Consider the following 15,392-nt stretch of genomic DNA (forward strand, 5'->3'; position numbering starts at 1 on the left):
GGAGGTCAGTACCGGGGAGCGTTGCGCGACCGCTGCACCCGCGAGGTGCGGCGGTCCTTCGCGTTCCAGCAGGCCTTGTGCCAGTGCCTGCGGTCGTCCACGCCGCCGTACTCGGGCCAGGCCACCAGGTGCGGCATCCCGGAGGGGATCTCCTGGTCGCAGCCGGGGCAGCGGTAGCGCTTGCCCGCGGCGCTCGCGCCCGCGACGTGCCGGACCTTCCACTCCTCGCCCTGGTACTCCTCCGTGCGCTCCAGTCCGTACCGCTCCAGCCCCGGGCCGCGGCCCGAGTCCGTGCCGGATCGGTCGGCTGGGCTCTCGCCGCCCCGGGGGCGGTTGTGGCGCGGTGACACGTATACCTCACGGGTCGGGGGACGGACAGGACTTTTCTCCAGACTACGCGCAGCGAGCCCGGGTACCCGCAGGGTGGCCGAAGACGATTCCCCGACAATCCCAATAACTTTCCTGTGAGGCCGTGCCCTTGGCACGTGTCAGACGTTGTTGCCACCAGACGGTGTCTCATGAGAGCCGGTCCGCCTGGGGAGGCCGCGTCAGCCGCGAGGAGGAGAAGGCGATGCGCGTAGGAGCGTTCGTGCTGGGGGCCCAGTTCCCCGGCCAGGGGTCGGGCGAGGCCCTGCACCGGGCGGTACGGACCGCCGAAGTGGCCGAGGAGGCCGGGCTGGACTCGGTCTGGCTGGCCGAGCACCACTTCGTTCCGTACGGGGTGTGCCCCTCGGCGGTGACCCTGGCCGCCCTGCTGCTGGGCCGGACCCGGCGGCTGCGGGTGGGGACGGCGGTGAGCGTCCTGCCGAACGTGCATCCGGTGGCGCTCGGCGAGCAGGCCGCGCTGCTGCACCTCACCTCGGGCGGCAGGTTCACCCTCGGGGTGGGCCGGGGCGGGCCCTGGGTGGACCTGGAGGTGTTCGGCGGCGGCCTGGAGGCGTACGAGCACGGGTTCCCGGCGGCCCTGGACCTGCTGCGGCGGTGGCTGACCGAGCCGAGCGTGGCGGCCGTGCCGGCTCCCGGGCAGCGGTACGGCTTCCGCGAGGTGGCCGTCGTACCGCGCCCGTCGGAGTCCCTGGACGCCCTGGACGAGGACGCGGACGGCGGTGGCCCGGAGGTGATCGTCGCCTGCACCTCCCCCGCCTCCGTCCGGCTCGCCGCAGAGCGGCTGCTGCCGATGCTGCTCGGCATGCACTGCGGGGACGAGGACAAGGCGGCGATGGTCGCGCTGTGGCGGGAGGCGGCGCTGGCCGCCGGGCACCCGCGGGACCGGGTCCTGGCCGCCGGGCACGTGTCCGCCGGGGTCTGCCAGCTCGCGGACCGCACGGCGGACGCCCGCGAGGCCCTGCTGAAGGCGATGCCCGGGTGGCTCAAGCAGGGGCTGGACGCGCACGTGACGGTGGACGGGCGGGCGCGCGCGATGCGGGATCCCGTCGCCTACACGGAGCTGCTGTGCGAGCTGCACCCCGTGGGCACGCCCGAGCTGGCGGCGGACCGGCTGGCGGCCACCTCCGAACGCACCGGCATCACCCGCTTCGCCCTCCTGACCGAGGGCTGCGGCGACCTCGCGGGCACCGAGGAGAACGTCCGGCGCCTGGGCGTCGAGGTCCTGCCGCTGCTGGGCTGAGCCGGGCCCGCCACCGCCCCGTACCGCGCACCGCGCCGCGCCGGACCGCCGGGCCTTGGCTGCCGCTCCGGTACCAGTCGCACCTCCCGCGGTACGGAGCGGCAGCGAAGACTCACGTCACTAGCAGTCCCGGAGTTCCGGAGACTGGTTGAGCAGCTGGCCCCTGATGGACGTGAACTTGGCCAGCCGGTCGTCCACCGCGGGATCCAGCGGGAACACCGCCACACGGTGACAGTTCTGGAATGCCAGACGCACCCCGAAGTGCCGCTGCAGCGCACCGCGTATCGCGTCACTCGCGAGTGCGCGCAACAGCTGGCCACGCGCCTGCTCGTTGGGCGGCGGCGTCTGGTTGTCGGCGAACTCGCCACCGTCGACCTTCAGTTGGGCCACCAACGAGCTGATCATCTCCCAGGCGAAAGGCAGGGAGGTCCGGACGCAGTCGACGAAGGCGGCTTCGTCGACCTCGCCTCGCTCGGCCTGTTCAAGTAGGGCCGGTGAGACGTCGAGCGACATGGGTTCTCCTCTCGCGACCCCGGCCGTTTGGTGACCGGAGCCTTACGGGCAGGGAAGGGAAACCGCGACGCAGCGTGCACGTACGGCGACCTCCCGCTCACCACGGTAGGCGCCCGGTGGGTACCGCACCAGGAGAATGCGCATACAACGCGCCATCCGCGAACGGGGCTTTCGGGGGCGAATCGCGTGCAGGCCTTCTCGTCGAGTAGCGTTGCCGACCATGCGTCTCGTCATTGCCCGCTGCTCCGTCGATTACGCGGGCCGGCTCACCGCCCATCTGCCCTCGGCACCCCGTCTGATCCTCGTGAAGGCCGACGGCAGTGTCTCGATCCACGCGGACGACCGGGCGTACAAACCGCTCAACTGGATGTCCCCGCCCTGCACCCTCAAGGAGGGGAGCGGGGAGGAGGCCGGTGTCTGGACCGTCGTCAACAAGGCGGGCGAGAAGCTCATCATCACGATGGAGGAAGTCATCCACGACTCCTCCCACGAGCTGGGCGTCGACCCGGGCCTGATCAAGGACGGCGTGGAGGCCCACCTCCAGGAACTCCTGGCCGACCGGATCGAGACCCTCGGCGAGGGCTTCACGCTGATCCGCCGCGAATACATGACGGCGATCGGGCCGGTCGACATCCTGTGCCGGGACGCCAAGGGCGCGACGGTGGCCGTGGAGATCAAGCGGCGCGGCGAGATCGACGGCGTGGAGCAGCTGACCCGCTACCTGGAACTGCTGAACCGCGACCCGCACCTCGCGCCGGTCCGCGGCGTCTACGCGGCCCAGGAGATCAAGCCGCAGGCGCGCGTGCTGGCGACGGACCGCGGCATGGAGTGCGTGGTGCTCGACTACAACGCGATGCGCGGCATCGAGGACGACAAGCTGCGCCTCTTCTGATCTTGACCTGATCCGTCCCCGGCCCGGGCCCCGCCGCGGCCCCGCTCCCCCTCGCGCGCCCCCTTCCGTCATCGACGGGAGGGGGCGTGCGCGCGTTCCGGCGCGGGGTCAGGGCGTGGCGGCGGGCGGGGAGAGCTGGGTCGTGGCGGGGGGCGACGTGGAAGCGGACGGGGTGGGCGACGTCGAGACCGGTGGCGTAGGAGACCCGGAGTTCGACGCGGTGGCGGACGGGGTCGGCCTACTCGAAGCCGGTGCCGACGGGGGCTTCGACACCGGGGGGCGCGAGGCCCCGTTCCCGGGGGCCGCGGCCGACGGCGAGCCGGAGGCTCCCTGCGGCGAACCGCCGGGGGCGGGCGGCGCGTCGGCCGAACCGGAGGTGGACGGGGAAGCCGCGGGATCGGCGGGAGCGGGAGCCGGTGCAGGATCGTTCCCGCTGGTGTCCGGCGCGGAGGACGAGGGGGTCGCGGAACCGGGGTGCCGGGGAGCCGGCGCCTCCCCCGAGGAGATCGCGAAGCTCACCACCGTGCCCAGCGCCAGCACCGCGAGGACGCCGCCCGCCGCAAGGGCCGCCGGACGGCGGTGCCACTGCGGGGCCGCGGGCCGCACGGGCCGGGTCAGCGGCACGCGTACGGTCACGGGTGCGGGCACCGGCTTCGCGTCCAGCGGGAAGGTCTCCGCGAAGGCCGCCGCCGGGGGCACCGCGGGCACCGGTGCGACGCGCACCAGCGGGAACGCCTCGGTCTGCGCCTCGGCCCCCGCGGGAGCGGGCGGTTCCAGGCGCAGCGGGGGCGAGAGCCGCGGGCCCGCCGCCTCCCGGTCCGTGACCAGGGCGAGGGCCCTGCGGCCCGCCACCGTGCCGCGCTTGTCGGCGAGCGCGCCGCGCAGGCCGTTGGAGGTCTCCAGTTCGGCGCGGGCCCGGTCCAGCCGGTCGCCGCACAGGGCCAGGACGCCGAGTTCGTGGTGGAAGTACGCCTGTTCCGCGACCTCCCCCGCCGTGCGGGCGGCCTCGGCCCCGGCCCGTAGCACGCGCTCCCAGGCTCCCCAGTGCAGTGAGGCGGCGAAGGCGGGTGCGGCCGTACGGGCCAGCAGGACCGCCGCCACCACGTCGGCGCCCGCCAGGGCCGCGAGCACCGCGTCCCCCTCGGCGGCCACCCGCTCCGGCGTGACCGACGTGTGCCCGGTCCACCAGGCGTAGTGCCGGGCCGCCGTCAGCGCCTCGCCGGAGGGGACGAACCCGGATGCGGCGAGCTGGCGGGCGACCCCGGGGGCCAGCCGGTAGCGGCTCCCCGAAGCGGTCAGCAGCCCACAGGCCAGCAGCTCCGCGACCGCCGCGTCCGCGTGTGTGTCCCCCACCAGCGCGGGCAGGTGCGCGGGGTGCGGCATCTCCTCGTCCAGGGCGCAGGCGAAGCGCAGCGCGGCCCGCGCCGACTCGCTGACCCGCGAGGCCAGCAGTTCCGCCGGGGCGGCGCCCTCGGCGAGGGTCGGCAGCGGCACCGGTGCGGCCTTGCGCGGGGGGCCCTCGAAGACGCCGGGCTCGTCCCCGTCGGCGTCCTCGGCGCTCCGGTTCAGTTCGTCGCGCTGCCGCAGCAGCCCGCCGGCCTGGACGAAGCGCAGCGCGAGCCCCTCGGAGGCGAAGCGCAGGTCCCCCGCCCAGGCGCTCTCCAGCTCGGTCAGCGGCCGGCCGACGGCGCGTTCGAGCAGTTCCACGCACGCGGCCCGGCCGAGCCCGCCGAGGAAGACCTCTTCCAGGTGGGAGCGGTCGGAGGGGGCCGGGGTGTCCGGGGACGCGGCCAGCAGCCAGGCGCATTCGGGCGTGGCGCGCAGCAGCTCTTCCAGCGCGGCGCCGCCGAAGTCGAGGTCGTCGAGGAGGACTACGGCGCCGATCTGTCCGACCCACCGCAGGAGTTCGGGGCGCGCGGGCCGTTCGGGGAAGCCGTCCGAGGGGGCGTACACCACGGAGTACAGCGCGTACAGCAGCTCGGTGGGGGTCTGCCGGTGTCCGCAGAGCCGCACGACCCCGTCGGGCGCGAGGTCCGCGCAGTCTCCGGCGACGGCGTCGAGGAGGGTGGTGCGACCGGATCCGGCGGGGCCGGTGAGCCGGACGGAACGCCCTCGTCCGAGGAGCCGGACGAGCCGCTCGCGCTCCTCGTCGCGCTCCAGCGGGGCCGGGGCGGTCTTGGGGGCGCCGGGAGGGGCGGGAGGCCGTCCGGCGGCGTCCAGGGCGGCACGGGAGGCCGCGTCGCGGCGGGCCGGAGCTTCGCCCTCCGGTTCGTCGGCCCGCCGGGCCTCGATCTCGCTCCCGTCGACGGGATTGACCGTCAGCACGTAGTCGCCGACCGCGAGCCGGACCACCCGCGCGGGGCCGGCGGCGGAGGAGGGGGCGGCCGCATCCACGAGGCCGGAGCCCTCGTCCACAGTGTCCATGACCATGTCTCCCGATCGCGTCGTGCGCCGTCGTCCCGCCCGGCCTTCGCACACGCCGCTGCCGCTACTGGTCCGGTTTCGCCCGAACCCTAGACGTTCTCGGCCCGTCCCGGAACCTCAGGGGTGCCCGGACGCCCGGAGCGTCACGATTCGTCCGCCGACGTCCCTGCCGTACGGCGCCGCGGGGGCCCGGAGAGCGTCGCCTTTCGGCCACCCCCGGACGTCACACCCGAGGAAGCGATTCCGCTTCCAGTCCGCCCTCGATCGCGAGGATCCGGTGCAGCCGCGTGGCCACGAGCAACCGCTGCATCTGCGGCGGAACCCCGCGCAGTACGAGACGGCGCCCCGTCCGCCCGGCCCGCCGGTGCGCGCCCATGATGACGCCCAGTCCGGTCGCGTCCCAGGAGTCGAGCCCCGTCAGGTCGAGCACGAGGTCTCCGACGCCGTCGTCGAGCGCGGTGTGGAAGGCCGTACGGGCGTCCGCCGCGCTGCGCACGTCGAGGCGGCCCCCGACTGCGAGTTCGGCGTGGTCGCCCCTGATGTGCATGTGTGCTCCCGGCAGTGCGGCGTGTGCGTGGTCCGATGGCCGTGTCCGAGGAGCCGTGCCCGACGGGCCGTCTCCGATGGGGGCCGTGGTCGGCAACTCTCACTGCAACTGACTGCCCCGGGGGCAGGGAAGTTGCCGACCGTGAGCGAACCGATACCTAATTCACCCTGTCGGGTGAGGGCATTCGAACGGTGTCGCCCCTGCTCGTGCTCAGTGCTTGTAGAAGCCCTGCCCGCTCTTGCGGCCGATGTCACCGGCGTCCACCATCCGGCGCATCAGCTCCGGCGGCGCGAACTTCTCGTCCTGGGACTCCGTGTAGATGTTGCTGGTGGCGTGGAGCAGGATGTCCACACCCGTCAGGTCGGCCGTGGCCAGCGGGCCCATGGCGTGCCCGAAGCCCAGCTTGCAGGCGATGTCGATGTCCTCGGCGGAGGCGACGCCCGATTCGTACAGCTTCGCGGCCTCGACGACGAGCGCCGAGATCAGACGGGTCGTCACGAATCCGGCGACGTCGCGGTTGACGACGATGCAGGTCTTGCCGACGGACTCGGCGAAGGCGCGGGTGGTGGCGAGGGTCTCGTCGCTCGTCTTGTAGCCGCGCACCAGCTCGCACAGCTGCATCATCGGGACGGGCGAGAAGAAGTGCGCGCCGACGACCCGCTCCGGACGCTCCGTCACGGCCGCGATCTTGGTGATCGGGATGGCGGAGGTGTTGGAGGCGAGGATGGCGTCCTCGCGCACGAGCTTGTCGAGGGCGCGGAAGATCTCGTGCTTGACCTCGAGCTTCTCGAAGACGGCCTCGACGACGATGTCGGCGTCGGCGACCGCGTCGAGGTCGGTGCTCGTGGTGATGCGCGCCAGCGCGGCCTCGGCGTCCTCGGCGCTCAGCTTGCCCTTGGCGACGAACCGGTCGTACGAGGCCTTGATGCCGTCGGTGCCGCGGGTCAGCGCGGCGTCCGTGACGTCGCGCAGGACGACGTCCCAGCCCGCCTGTGCGGAGACCTGCGCGATCCCCGAACCCATGAGTCCGGCACCGATGACGGCGAGCTTCCCAGCCACTTCACACCCCACGTTCTTCCAGACGGCCCGGTCTCGGCCCGGTCTCTAGTCCTCTCCGGCGGAGAGTAGCGTCCGGGACGGGTCCGATGACCGGGAAGTAACACGCGTCACGTCTCAGATGACGGACATCACACCGGTCCGGCCCAGCACTGCGGCGAGGGCCCGCAGTTGACGCGAACTAGGCTGACCGCATGGTGAACCTCACGCGCATCTACACCCGTACCGGCGACCAGGGCACGACCGCCCTCGGCGACATGAGCCGTACGGCCAAGACCGACCTGCGGATCTCCGCGTACGCCGACGCCAACGAGGCCAACGCGGCCATCGGGGCGGCGATCGCGCTCGGCGCGCTCGCCGAGGACGTCGTCAAGGTGCTGGTCCGGGTGCAGAACGACCTGTTCGACGTGGGCGCCGACCTGTGCACCCCGGTGGTGGAGGACCCCCAGTACCCGCCGCTGCGCGTGGAGCAGTTCTACATCGACAAGCTGGAGGCGGACTGCGACGCCTTCAACGAGCGGCTGGAGAAGCTGCGCAGCTTCATCCTGCCCGGCGGGGCCCCCGGGGCGGCCCTGCTGCACCAGGCGTGCACGGTGGTCCGGCGCGCCGAGCGCTCCACCTGGGCGGCACTGGAGGTGCACGGCGAGTCGATGAACCCGCTCACCGCCACCTACCTCAACCGGCTCTCGGACCTCCTGTTCATCCTGGCGCGCACGGCCAACAAGGAGGTCGGGGACGTGCTGTGGGTGCCGGGCGGCGAGCGCTGACCTCCCGTCGGCCGGCCGCCCCTCCGGAGGACGCCGTGACCCCGCGGATCCCGCGCCCGCACCGCGACGACGTGCTGCTCGGCGTGGTCAGCGTCCTCGTGGGCGTCCTCCTGTGGGCCCTCGGCGTGCACAGCAACGCGACCCGGCACCTGCTGCCCCCGTGGGCCGCGCTGGTCCCGCTGGTGTGCCTCGGCGCGATGGAACCGCTGCGCCGCTCCGCGCCGCGGGTGACCCTCGCGGTGGGCACGGTCGGGATCGTCGCCGACCAGTTCACGGTGGGCTCCCTGGTCACCGTGCTGATCTTCACGGACCTGATGTACGCCGCCGTGGTCTACGGCCGGCCCGCCATGGCCCGGTGGCTTCCGGTCACGACCGGCCTGGTCACCGTGGTCGTCACGATCACCGCCGTGGCCTGGCTGCGCACCCCGCAGGGCCTGCTCGTCGGCGCGCTCACCGGCATCGTCTGCTTCGCGCCGGCCCTCACCGGGGCCACCCTGCGCAATCACCGCGAGGCCGCGGTGGCGGCGCGGCTGCGCGCCGAGCAGACGGCACTGCTGGCCGAGATGGACCGGAGCCAGGCGGTGGCCGCCGAGCGCGCGCGGATGGCCCGCGAGCTGCACGACATGGTCGCCAATCACCTGTCGGCGATCGCCATCCACTCCACCGCCGCGCTCTCCATCGACTCCCCCGCGACCAGTCGCGAGGCGCTCGGGGTGATCCGGGAGAACAGCGTCCAGGGGCTGGCCGAAATGCGCCGACTGATCGGCCTGCTGCGGGACGCGGGCGCGGCGCAGGAGGTGGCGGCGGTGCCGTCGCCGGACGCGCTCGGGGCCTTGGTCGAGCAGGCCCGTACGAACGGCGCGGCGAGCGGGCTCGCCTTCGTGCTGCACGACGACCGGGCGCCCCACGGGGCGCCGCCCCCGGCGCTGCCCGCTCCGGTGGAGCTGGCGACGTACCGGATCGTCCAGGAGTCCCTGACGAATGCGGTCAAGCACGCCTCCCCCGGCACGGTCACGGTCCGGGTCGCCCGCTCGGGCGGACTGCTGCGCGTGGACGTGGACTCCCCGCACGGCGGCCGGGCCGCCGGGCCGCGCGCGCCGGGGTCGGGCGCCGGGCTGGTGGGGATGCGCGAGCGGGCGGAGCTGCTGGGCGGCAGCTTCTCGGCCGGGGCGGCCGGAGCGGGGGCTGCGGGAGCGGGCCGGCCGGGCGCCGCGACATGGCGGGTGCGGGCGGTCCTGCCCGCCGAGGAGAGAGTGGCCGAATGACGACGAGCGGAACGACGACCGGCCCCGGGGCGCGCCCCGTCCGGGTCCTGGTGGCCGAGGACCAGGCCGCGGTGCGCGCCGGGCTGGTGCTGATCCTGCGCAGCGCGGACGGCATCGAGGTGGCGGGCGAGGCCGGGGACGGGCTGGAGGCGGTGCGCCTGGCCCGGGAGCTGCGGCCGGACGTGGTGCTGATGGACGTGCAGATGCCGCGCCTGGACGGGGTCTCGGCGACCCGGCAGGTGGTCGCCCAGGGGCTGGCGGACGTCCTCGTCCTGACCACCTTCGACCTGGACGAGTACGTCTTCGGGGCGCTGCGCGCGGGCGCGGCGGGGTTCCTGCTGAAGGACACGGAGGCCCGGGAACTCGTCGAGGCGGTCCGGACGGTCGCGCGCGGCGAGGGGCTGATCGCCCCCGCCGTGACCCGGCGGCTGATCGCGGAGTTCGCCGCTCCGGCGGACCGGCGCCCGCCGGTCCCGCCGGAGACGGCCGCGGCGCTGGAGTCGCTGACCCGGCGGGAGCGGGAGGCGCTCGGCTGCCTGGGCGGCGGGCTCTCGAACGCGGAGATCGCGGTCCGCCTGGAGATGGCGGAGGCCACGGTGAAGACCCACGTCAGCAGGCTGCTGGGCAAGCTGGAACTGCGCAGCCGGGTCCAAGCAGCAGTGCTGGCGCAGGAGTTGGGCCTGGTGCACTGAATTCTTGTGCGGAGCCGGAGCGGAGGTCTGGACCTCTTGACGGTTGGTCCAGACCTTTCTAATCTCACCGCAACTGTGGTGAGCGTGCATGACAACGCGTGCTCACGGGCGGCGCAGGTCCCACCCCCATGCCGGGAGTCGACGCCAGCGACTCCGGCGGACCTTCGGAGGAGCACCCTTGAGCACAGCACATGCGTCACGACCGGCACCCCCACCCCGCCACCGGCTGCTGCGCAGGTTCGCCGCGACCGTGGCCGCCTTCGCCCTGCCCCTCGCCGGGCTGGTCGGACTCGCGGGCACGGCCCAGGCGGCGACCTCCGCGACGGCGTCCTACACCAAGGTCTCCGACTGGGGCGGCGGCTTCGAGGGCAAGTGGACGGTGAAGAACACCGGCACCACCACCCTCAGCAGCTGGACCGTCGAGTGGGACTACCCCGCCGGCACCTCGGTCACCTCGGCCTGGGACGCCACCGTCACCAGCTCGGGCACCCACTGGACCGGCAAGAACGTCGGCTGGAACGGCACCCTCGCCCCGGGCGCCAGCGTCAGCTTCGGCTTCAACGGCTCGGGCGCCGGCGCACCCAGCGGCTGCAAGATCAACGGTGGCTCCTGTGACGGCGGCACCACGCCCCCGGCCGACGCTCCCCCTACCGCTCCCGGCACCCCCACGGCCAGCGCGGTGGGCGACACCTCGGTCAGCCTGAGCTGGACCCCGGCCACCGACGACAAGGGCGTCAAGAACTACGACGTCTACCGCGGCTCCGCCAAGATCGCGACCGTGACGGGCACCAGCTACACCGATACGGGCCTGACCAAGGGCACCACGTACGGGTACAGCGTCACCGCCCGCGACACCGCCGACCAGAGCGGCCCCTCCTCGGGCACGGTCACGGTCACCACCACCGGCGGCGACCCGGGGCCCGGCCCCGGTCCCGGCCCGGGCTCCAAGGTGCAGCTCGGCTACTTCACGAACTGGGGCGTCTACCAGCGCAACTACCACGTGAAGAACATCGTCTCCTCGGGTTCGGCGAGCAAGCTGACCCACATCAACTACGCCTTCGGCAACGTCACCGGCGGCAAGTGCCAGATCGGTGACGCCTACGCCGACTACCAGAAGACCTACGACGCCGCGAGCAGCGTCTCCGGCGTCGCCGACACCTGGGACCAGCCCGTCGCGGGCAACTTCAACCAGCTGCGCGAGCTGAAGAAGAAGTACCCGAACATCAAGGTCCTCTGGTCCTTCGGCGGCTGGACCTGGTCCGGCGGCTTCGGCCAGGCCGCCGCCAACCCGACCGCCTTCGCCGACTCCTGCTACAGCCTGGTCGAGGACCCGCGCTGGGCCGACGTCTTCGACGGCATCGACATCGACTGGGAGTACCCGAACGCCTGCGGCCTGTCCTGCGACACCAGCGGGGCCGCCTCGCTGAAGAACCTGCTGTCCGCGCTGCGCGCCAAGTTCGGCGCGAACAACCTGGTCACCGCCGCCGTCAGCGCCGACGGCTCGGCCGGCGGCAAGGTCGACCTCGCCGACTACGGCGCGGCCGCCCCGTACGTCGACTGGTACAACGTCATGACCTACGACTTCTTCGGCGGCTGGGACGCCAAGGGCCCGACCGCCCCGCACTCCCCGCTGACCTCGTACAACGGCATCCCGATCGCCGGCTTCAACAGCGACGCCGCGATCCAGAAGTACAAGTCCAAGGGCATCGCGGCCAACAAGCTCAACCTCGGCATCGGCTTCTACGGCCGCGGCTGGACCGGCGTCACCCAGGACGCCCCCGGCGGCGCCGCCACCGGTCCGGCGCCCGGCGCCTACGAGCAGGGCATCGAGGACTACAAGATCCTCAAGAACAGCTGCCCCACCACCGGCACTGTCGCCGGCACCGCCTACGCCAAGTGCGGCAGCAACTGGTGGAGCTACGACACCCCGGCCACCATCGCCGGGAAGATGGGCTACGTGAAGAACCAGGGCCTGCGCGGCGCCTTCTTCTGGGAGTTCAGCGGCGACACCAGCAACGGTGAACTGCTCACCGCGATCGACAGCGGCCTGAGGTAACGGCCCGCAAGTGACCGGGCCCGCAGCAGCGGGCCCGCACCAGAACCGGCGAAGCCGGGTGCCGGGGTCCGCCCCCCGTCACCCGGCTTCGCCTTGCGCAGGGGCTCCCCTACGCGACGTTCACCCGCTGGCCGGGAGGCGCCGCCTCCAGCCAGGCCAGGAAACCGGTGAGGGCGTCCTCGCTCATCGCCAGCTCCAGCCGGTCCCCGCGGTGGCGGGTGCCGAGCACGATCGCGTCGGAGAGCAGGGCCAGCTCCTCCTCGCCCTCCGGGGCGCGGCGGGACAGCACCTCGATCGCGGAACGCTCCAGCACCCGGCGCGGCCGGGGGGAGTACGAGAACACGCGGAACCACTCGATCCGGTCACCGCCGTAGCGCGCGACCCCGTACACCCAGCCCTTGCCGGAGACGTCGGGGGCGTCGGACACGCCCCAGCGCACGCTGCAGTCGAACGTACCGCCGGACCGCTGGATGAGCCGCCGGCGGAGCCCGAAGACAAAGAGCCCGATCACCACCAGGGCTACGACCAGGCCGCTCACAAGCAGAGCGAGGAGCATCTTCACCGACCTCCTCGCTCATCGAATTCGGAAAACCAAAAACGGACCTGCATCGCCTCAGCCGCGACCCGGTCCCGGAAATTCCGGAACGGGCCGCGGCTGAGGGCACACACTCTTGCGATACCGGGGTCAGTGCCCCGTCACCGCGCGCAGCCGGACATCGGCGCGACGCTCGGAGGCGTTGTCGGCCTCCGACTTCGCGCGCTCCAGTGCCCGCTCCGCACGCTCGACGTCGATCTCGTCGGCCAGCTCGGCGATCTCGGCCAGCAGGGACAGCTTGTTGTCCGCGAACGAGATGAAACCGCCGTGCACAGCGGCGACGACGGTGTTGCCGTCGCTGGTGCGGATGGTCACCGGGCCCGATTCCAGCACACCGAGAAGCGGCTGGTGACCGGGCATGACGCCGATGTCGCCGGACGTGGTGCGGGCAACGACCAGGGTGGCCTCGCCGGACCAGACACTACGGTCCGCCGCGACCAGCTCGACGTGCAGCTCAGCAGCCAAGGTGGCTCCTCGGGTCACCACCCGGCGGGAAAGCCGGGTGTTGGGTCAAATTCTAATGGGCGTGAGGAGAGGGACGGGACACACCCGCCCCTCTCCGTCGATCAGCTGTGCTCCGAGGAGCCCGGCCTCAGGAGACGCCCAGCTCCTTGGCGTTGGCCTTCAGGTCCTCGATGCCACCGCACAGGAAGAACGCCTGCTCGGGGAAGTGGTCGTAGTCGCCGTCGCAGATCGCGTTGAAGGCGACGATCGACTCGTCGAGCGGAACGTCCGAACCGTCCACGCCGGTGAACTGCTTGGCGACGTGGGTGTTCTGCGACAGGAAGCGCTCGACGCGACGGGCACGGTGGACAACGAGCTTGTCCTCCTCGCCCAGCTCGTCGATACCGAGGATCGCGATGATGTCCTGGAGGTCCTTGTACTTCTGCAGGATCCCCTTGACGCGCATCGCCGTGGCGTAGTGGTCCGCCGCGATGTACCGCGGGTCGAGGATGCGGGACGTCGAGTCCAGCGGGTCCACGGCCGGGTAGATGCCCTTCTCGGAGATCGGACGGGAAAGCACCGTCGTCGCGTCGAGGTGGGCGAAGGTGGTGGCCGGAGCCGGGTCGGTCAGGTCGTCCGCGGGGACGTAGATCGCCTGCATCGAGGTGATCGAGTGACCGCGGGTCGAGGTGATGCGCTCCTGCAGCAGACCCATCTCGTCAGCCAGGTTCGGCTGGTAACCCACGGCGGACGGCATGCGACCGAGAAGGGTCGACACCTCCGAACCGGCCTGGGTGTAACGGAAGATGTTGTCGATGAAGAAGAGCACGTCCTGCTTCTGCACATCGCGGAAGTACTCCGCCATGGTCAGACCGGCCAGGGCGACGCGCAGACGGGTGCCCGGGGGCTCGTCCATCTGGCCGAAGACGAGCGCCGTCTTGTCGATGACGCCGGAGTCGGCCATTTCCTCGATGAGGTCGTTGCCCTCACGGGTACGCTCACCGACGCCCGCGAAGACCGACACACCGTCGTGGTTGTTGGCGACGCGGTAGATCATTTCCTGGATCAGAACGGTCTTGCCGACACCGGCACCACCGAACAGACCGATCTTTCCACCCTTGACGTACGGGGTGAGGAGGTCGATGACCTTGACGCCGGTCTCGAACATCTCCGTCTTCGACTCGAGCTCGTCGAAGCGGGGCGCCTTGCGGTGGATCGGCCAGCGCTCGGTGACGTTGGCGTTCTCCTCCGGGTAGTTCAGCACCTCACCGAGGGTGTTGAACACCTTGCCCTTGGTGAAGTCACCGACGGGGACGGTGATGCCCTCGCCCGTGTCGGTCACCGGCGCCCGGCGGACCAGGCCGTCGGTGGGCTGCATGGAGATGGTGCGGACCACGCCGTCGCCCAGGTGCTGGGCGACTTCCAGGGTCAGCGTCTTGAGCTTGCCGTCCTCGGCCGGGTCGGCGACCTGGACCTTGAGGGCGTTGTAGATCTCGGGCATGGCGTCGACGGGGAACTCCACGTCGACGACCGGGCCGATGACCCGGGCGACGCGGCCCGTGGCGGCGGCCGTCTCAACAGTGGTCGTCATTACTTGTCACTCCCCGCGGTCGCGTCAGCCATGGCGCTCGCGCCACCGACGATCTCGCTGATTTCCTGGGTGATTTCGGCCTGGCGGGCCGCGTTGGCAAGCCGGGAGAGGCTCTTGATGAGGTCTCCGGCGTTGTCGGTCGCCGACTTCATCGCGCGGCGGCGGGCGGCGTGCTCGGAAGCGGCCGACTGCAGCAGTGCGTTGTAGATGCGGCTCTCGACGTAGCGCGGCAGCAGGGCGTCGAGGACGTCCTCCGCCGACGGCTCGAAGTCGAACAGCGGAAGGATCTCGCCCTTCGCACCGTCCTCGTCCGGAGCCTTGTCGAGGCTGAGCGGCAGCATCCGGCCGTCCACCGCGTTCTGCGTCATCATCGACACGAATTCCGTGTAGACGATGTGCAGCTCGTCGACGCCGCCCTCGGCCGTGTCCGTCTGGATGGCCTCGATCAGCGGCGCCGCGACGCGCTTGGCGTCGGCGTAGGCCGGGCTGTCGGTGAAGCCGGTCCACGACTCCGCGACCTTGCGCTCGCGGAAGCCGAAGTAGGCGACACCCTTACGGCCGACGATGTACGTGTCGACCTCCTTGCCCTCGCCGCGGAGCCGCTCGGTGAGCCGCTCCGCCTGCTTGAGCGCGTTGGAGGAGTAGCCGCCGGCCAGACCGCGGTCGCTCGTGATGAGCACGATCGCGGCGCGGGTCGGCGCCTCGACCTCGGTCGTCAGGGCGTGCTTGGTGTTCGAGCCGGTCGCCACCGCGGTCACCGCACGGGTGAGCTCGGTCGCGTACGGCATCGACGCCGCCACCTTGCGCTGCGCCTTGACGATGCGCGAGGCGGCGATCATCTCCATCGCCTTGGTGATCTTCTTGGTCGCCGTGACGGCACGGATGCGACGCTTGTAGACCCGGAGCTGCGCTCCCATGAGTCA

15 protein-coding genes are annotated in these 15,392 nt (G+C 72.1%); 6 read left to right on the forward strand and 9 right to left on the reverse strand.

Annotated features, from left to right (window positions below):
* Window positions 1-5 precede the first annotated feature (5 nt).
* Window positions 6-350: an ATP/GTP-binding protein gene (locus ABZY31_RS12275; RefSeq protein ID WP_356408190.1), complete on the reverse strand. Its 345-nt coding sequence runs from the start codon at window positions 348-350 to the stop codon at window positions 6-8.
* A 221-nt stretch (window positions 351-571) separates the two neighbouring features.
* On the opposite strand from ABZY31_RS12275, the gene ABZY31_RS12280 reads away from it, so the two are divergent.
* Window positions 572-1,627 (forward strand): LLM class flavin-dependent oxidoreductase, encoded by a 1,056-nt coding sequence (locus ABZY31_RS12280; protein WP_356408193.1) that lies wholly within the window; start codon window positions 572-574, stop codon window positions 1,625-1,627.
* A 120-nt stretch (window positions 1,628-1,747) separates the two neighbouring features.
* Here ABZY31_RS12280 and ABZY31_RS12285 read toward each other — a convergent pair whose 3' ends face one another.
* Window positions 1,748-2,140, reverse strand: coding sequence for an SCO5389 family protein (locus ABZY31_RS12285; protein ID WP_330332675.1), 393 nt, complete (start codon window positions 2,138-2,140; stop codon window positions 1,748-1,750).
* 220 nt (window positions 2,141-2,360) lie between these two features.
* Here ABZY31_RS12285 and nucS point away from each other — a divergent pair, with 220 nt between their 5' ends.
* Entirely contained in the window at window positions 2,361-3,032 is a 672-nt protein-coding gene (gene nucS / locus ABZY31_RS12290; protein WP_356408196.1) for an endonuclease NucS, read from the forward strand.
* A gap of 108 nt (window positions 3,033-3,140) precedes the next feature.
* Here nucS and ABZY31_RS12295 read toward each other — a convergent pair whose 3' ends face one another.
* The 3 genes from ABZY31_RS12295 to ABZY31_RS12305 all read right to left on the reverse strand — a co-directional run bounded on the left by ABZY31_RS12295 (window position 3,141) and on the right by ABZY31_RS12305 (window position 7,062).
* Complete coding sequence (locus ABZY31_RS12295) at window positions 3,141-5,456, reverse strand: ATP-binding protein (protein ID WP_356408199.1); 2,316 nt, start codon at window positions 5,454-5,456, stop codon at window positions 3,141-3,143.
* A gap of 223 nt (window positions 5,457-5,679) precedes the next feature.
* Window positions 5,680-6,003: an STAS domain-containing protein gene (locus ABZY31_RS12300; RefSeq protein WP_283448577.1), complete on the reverse strand. Its 324-nt coding sequence runs from the start codon at window positions 6,001-6,003 to the stop codon at window positions 5,680-5,682.
* 210 nt (window positions 6,004-6,213) lie between these two features.
* Window positions 6,214-7,062 (reverse strand): 3-hydroxyacyl-CoA dehydrogenase family protein, encoded by an 849-nt coding sequence (locus ABZY31_RS12305; protein ID WP_354382874.1) that lies wholly within the window; start codon window positions 7,060-7,062, stop codon window positions 6,214-6,216.
* 191 nt (window positions 7,063-7,253) lie between these two features.
* On the opposite strand from ABZY31_RS12305, the gene ABZY31_RS12310 reads away from it, so the two are divergent.
* The 4 genes from ABZY31_RS12310 (at window position 7,254) to ABZY31_RS12325 (ending at window position 11,839) form a co-directional block, all read left to right on the forward strand.
* On the forward strand, window positions 7,254-7,826 hold the full coding sequence (locus tag ABZY31_RS12310; RefSeq protein ID WP_356408202.1) for a cob(I)yrinic acid a,c-diamide adenosyltransferase: 573 nt from the start codon (window positions 7,254-7,256) through the stop codon (window positions 7,824-7,826).
* 35 nt (window positions 7,827-7,861) lie between these two features.
* A complete protein-coding gene (locus ABZY31_RS12315) occupies window positions 7,862-9,091 on the forward strand; it encodes a histidine kinase (RefSeq protein WP_356408205.1) in 1,230 nt (409 codons plus the stop codon).
* On the forward strand, window positions 9,088-9,783 hold the full coding sequence (locus ABZY31_RS12320) for a response regulator transcription factor (protein WP_356408208.1): 696 nt from the start codon (window positions 9,088-9,090) through the stop codon (window positions 9,781-9,783). The genes ABZY31_RS12315 and ABZY31_RS12320 overlap by 4 nt, the downstream gene beginning before the upstream one ends.
* A 280-nt stretch (window positions 9,784-10,063) precedes the next feature.
* Window positions 10,064-11,839, forward strand: a complete 1,776-nt coding sequence (locus tag ABZY31_RS12325) for a glycoside hydrolase family 18 chitinase (RefSeq protein ID WP_356408351.1) — start codon at window positions 10,064-10,066, stop codon at window positions 11,837-11,839.
* 109 nt (window positions 11,840-11,948) lie between these two features.
* On the opposite strand, the gene ABZY31_RS12330 is transcribed toward ABZY31_RS12325, so the two are convergent.
* The 4 genes from ABZY31_RS12330 to ABZY31_RS12345 all read right to left on the reverse strand — a co-directional run bounded on the left by ABZY31_RS12330 (window position 11,949) and on the right by ABZY31_RS12345 (window position 15,386).
* Complete coding sequence (locus tag ABZY31_RS12330; protein ID WP_356408211.1) at window positions 11,949-12,395, reverse strand: DUF2550 domain-containing protein; 447 nt, start codon at window positions 12,393-12,395, stop codon at window positions 11,949-11,951.
* Between the two features lie 129 nt (window positions 12,396-12,524).
* Window positions 12,525-12,899 (reverse strand): F0F1 ATP synthase subunit epsilon, encoded by a 375-nt coding sequence (locus ABZY31_RS12335; RefSeq protein ID WP_356408214.1) that lies wholly within the window; start codon window positions 12,897-12,899, stop codon window positions 12,525-12,527.
* A gap of 127 nt (window positions 12,900-13,026) precedes the next feature.
* On the reverse strand, window positions 13,027-14,469 hold the full coding sequence (gene atpD / locus ABZY31_RS12340) for a F0F1 ATP synthase subunit beta (RefSeq protein WP_356408217.1): 1,443 nt from the start codon (window positions 14,467-14,469) through the stop codon (window positions 13,027-13,029).
* Window positions 14,469-15,386: a F0F1 ATP synthase subunit gamma gene (locus tag ABZY31_RS12345; protein WP_356408220.1), complete on the reverse strand. Its 918-nt coding sequence runs from the start codon at window positions 15,384-15,386 to the stop codon at window positions 14,469-14,471. Before ABZY31_RS12345 ends, atpD begins: the two co-directional genes overlap by 1 nt.
* Window positions 15,387-15,392 lie beyond the last annotated feature (6 nt).

The organism is Streptomyces sp. NPDC006529 (genome assembly GCF_040611795.1).
In the GTDB taxonomy this organism is placed as follows: domain Bacteria; phylum Actinomycetota; class Actinomycetes; order Streptomycetales; family Streptomycetaceae; genus Streptomyces.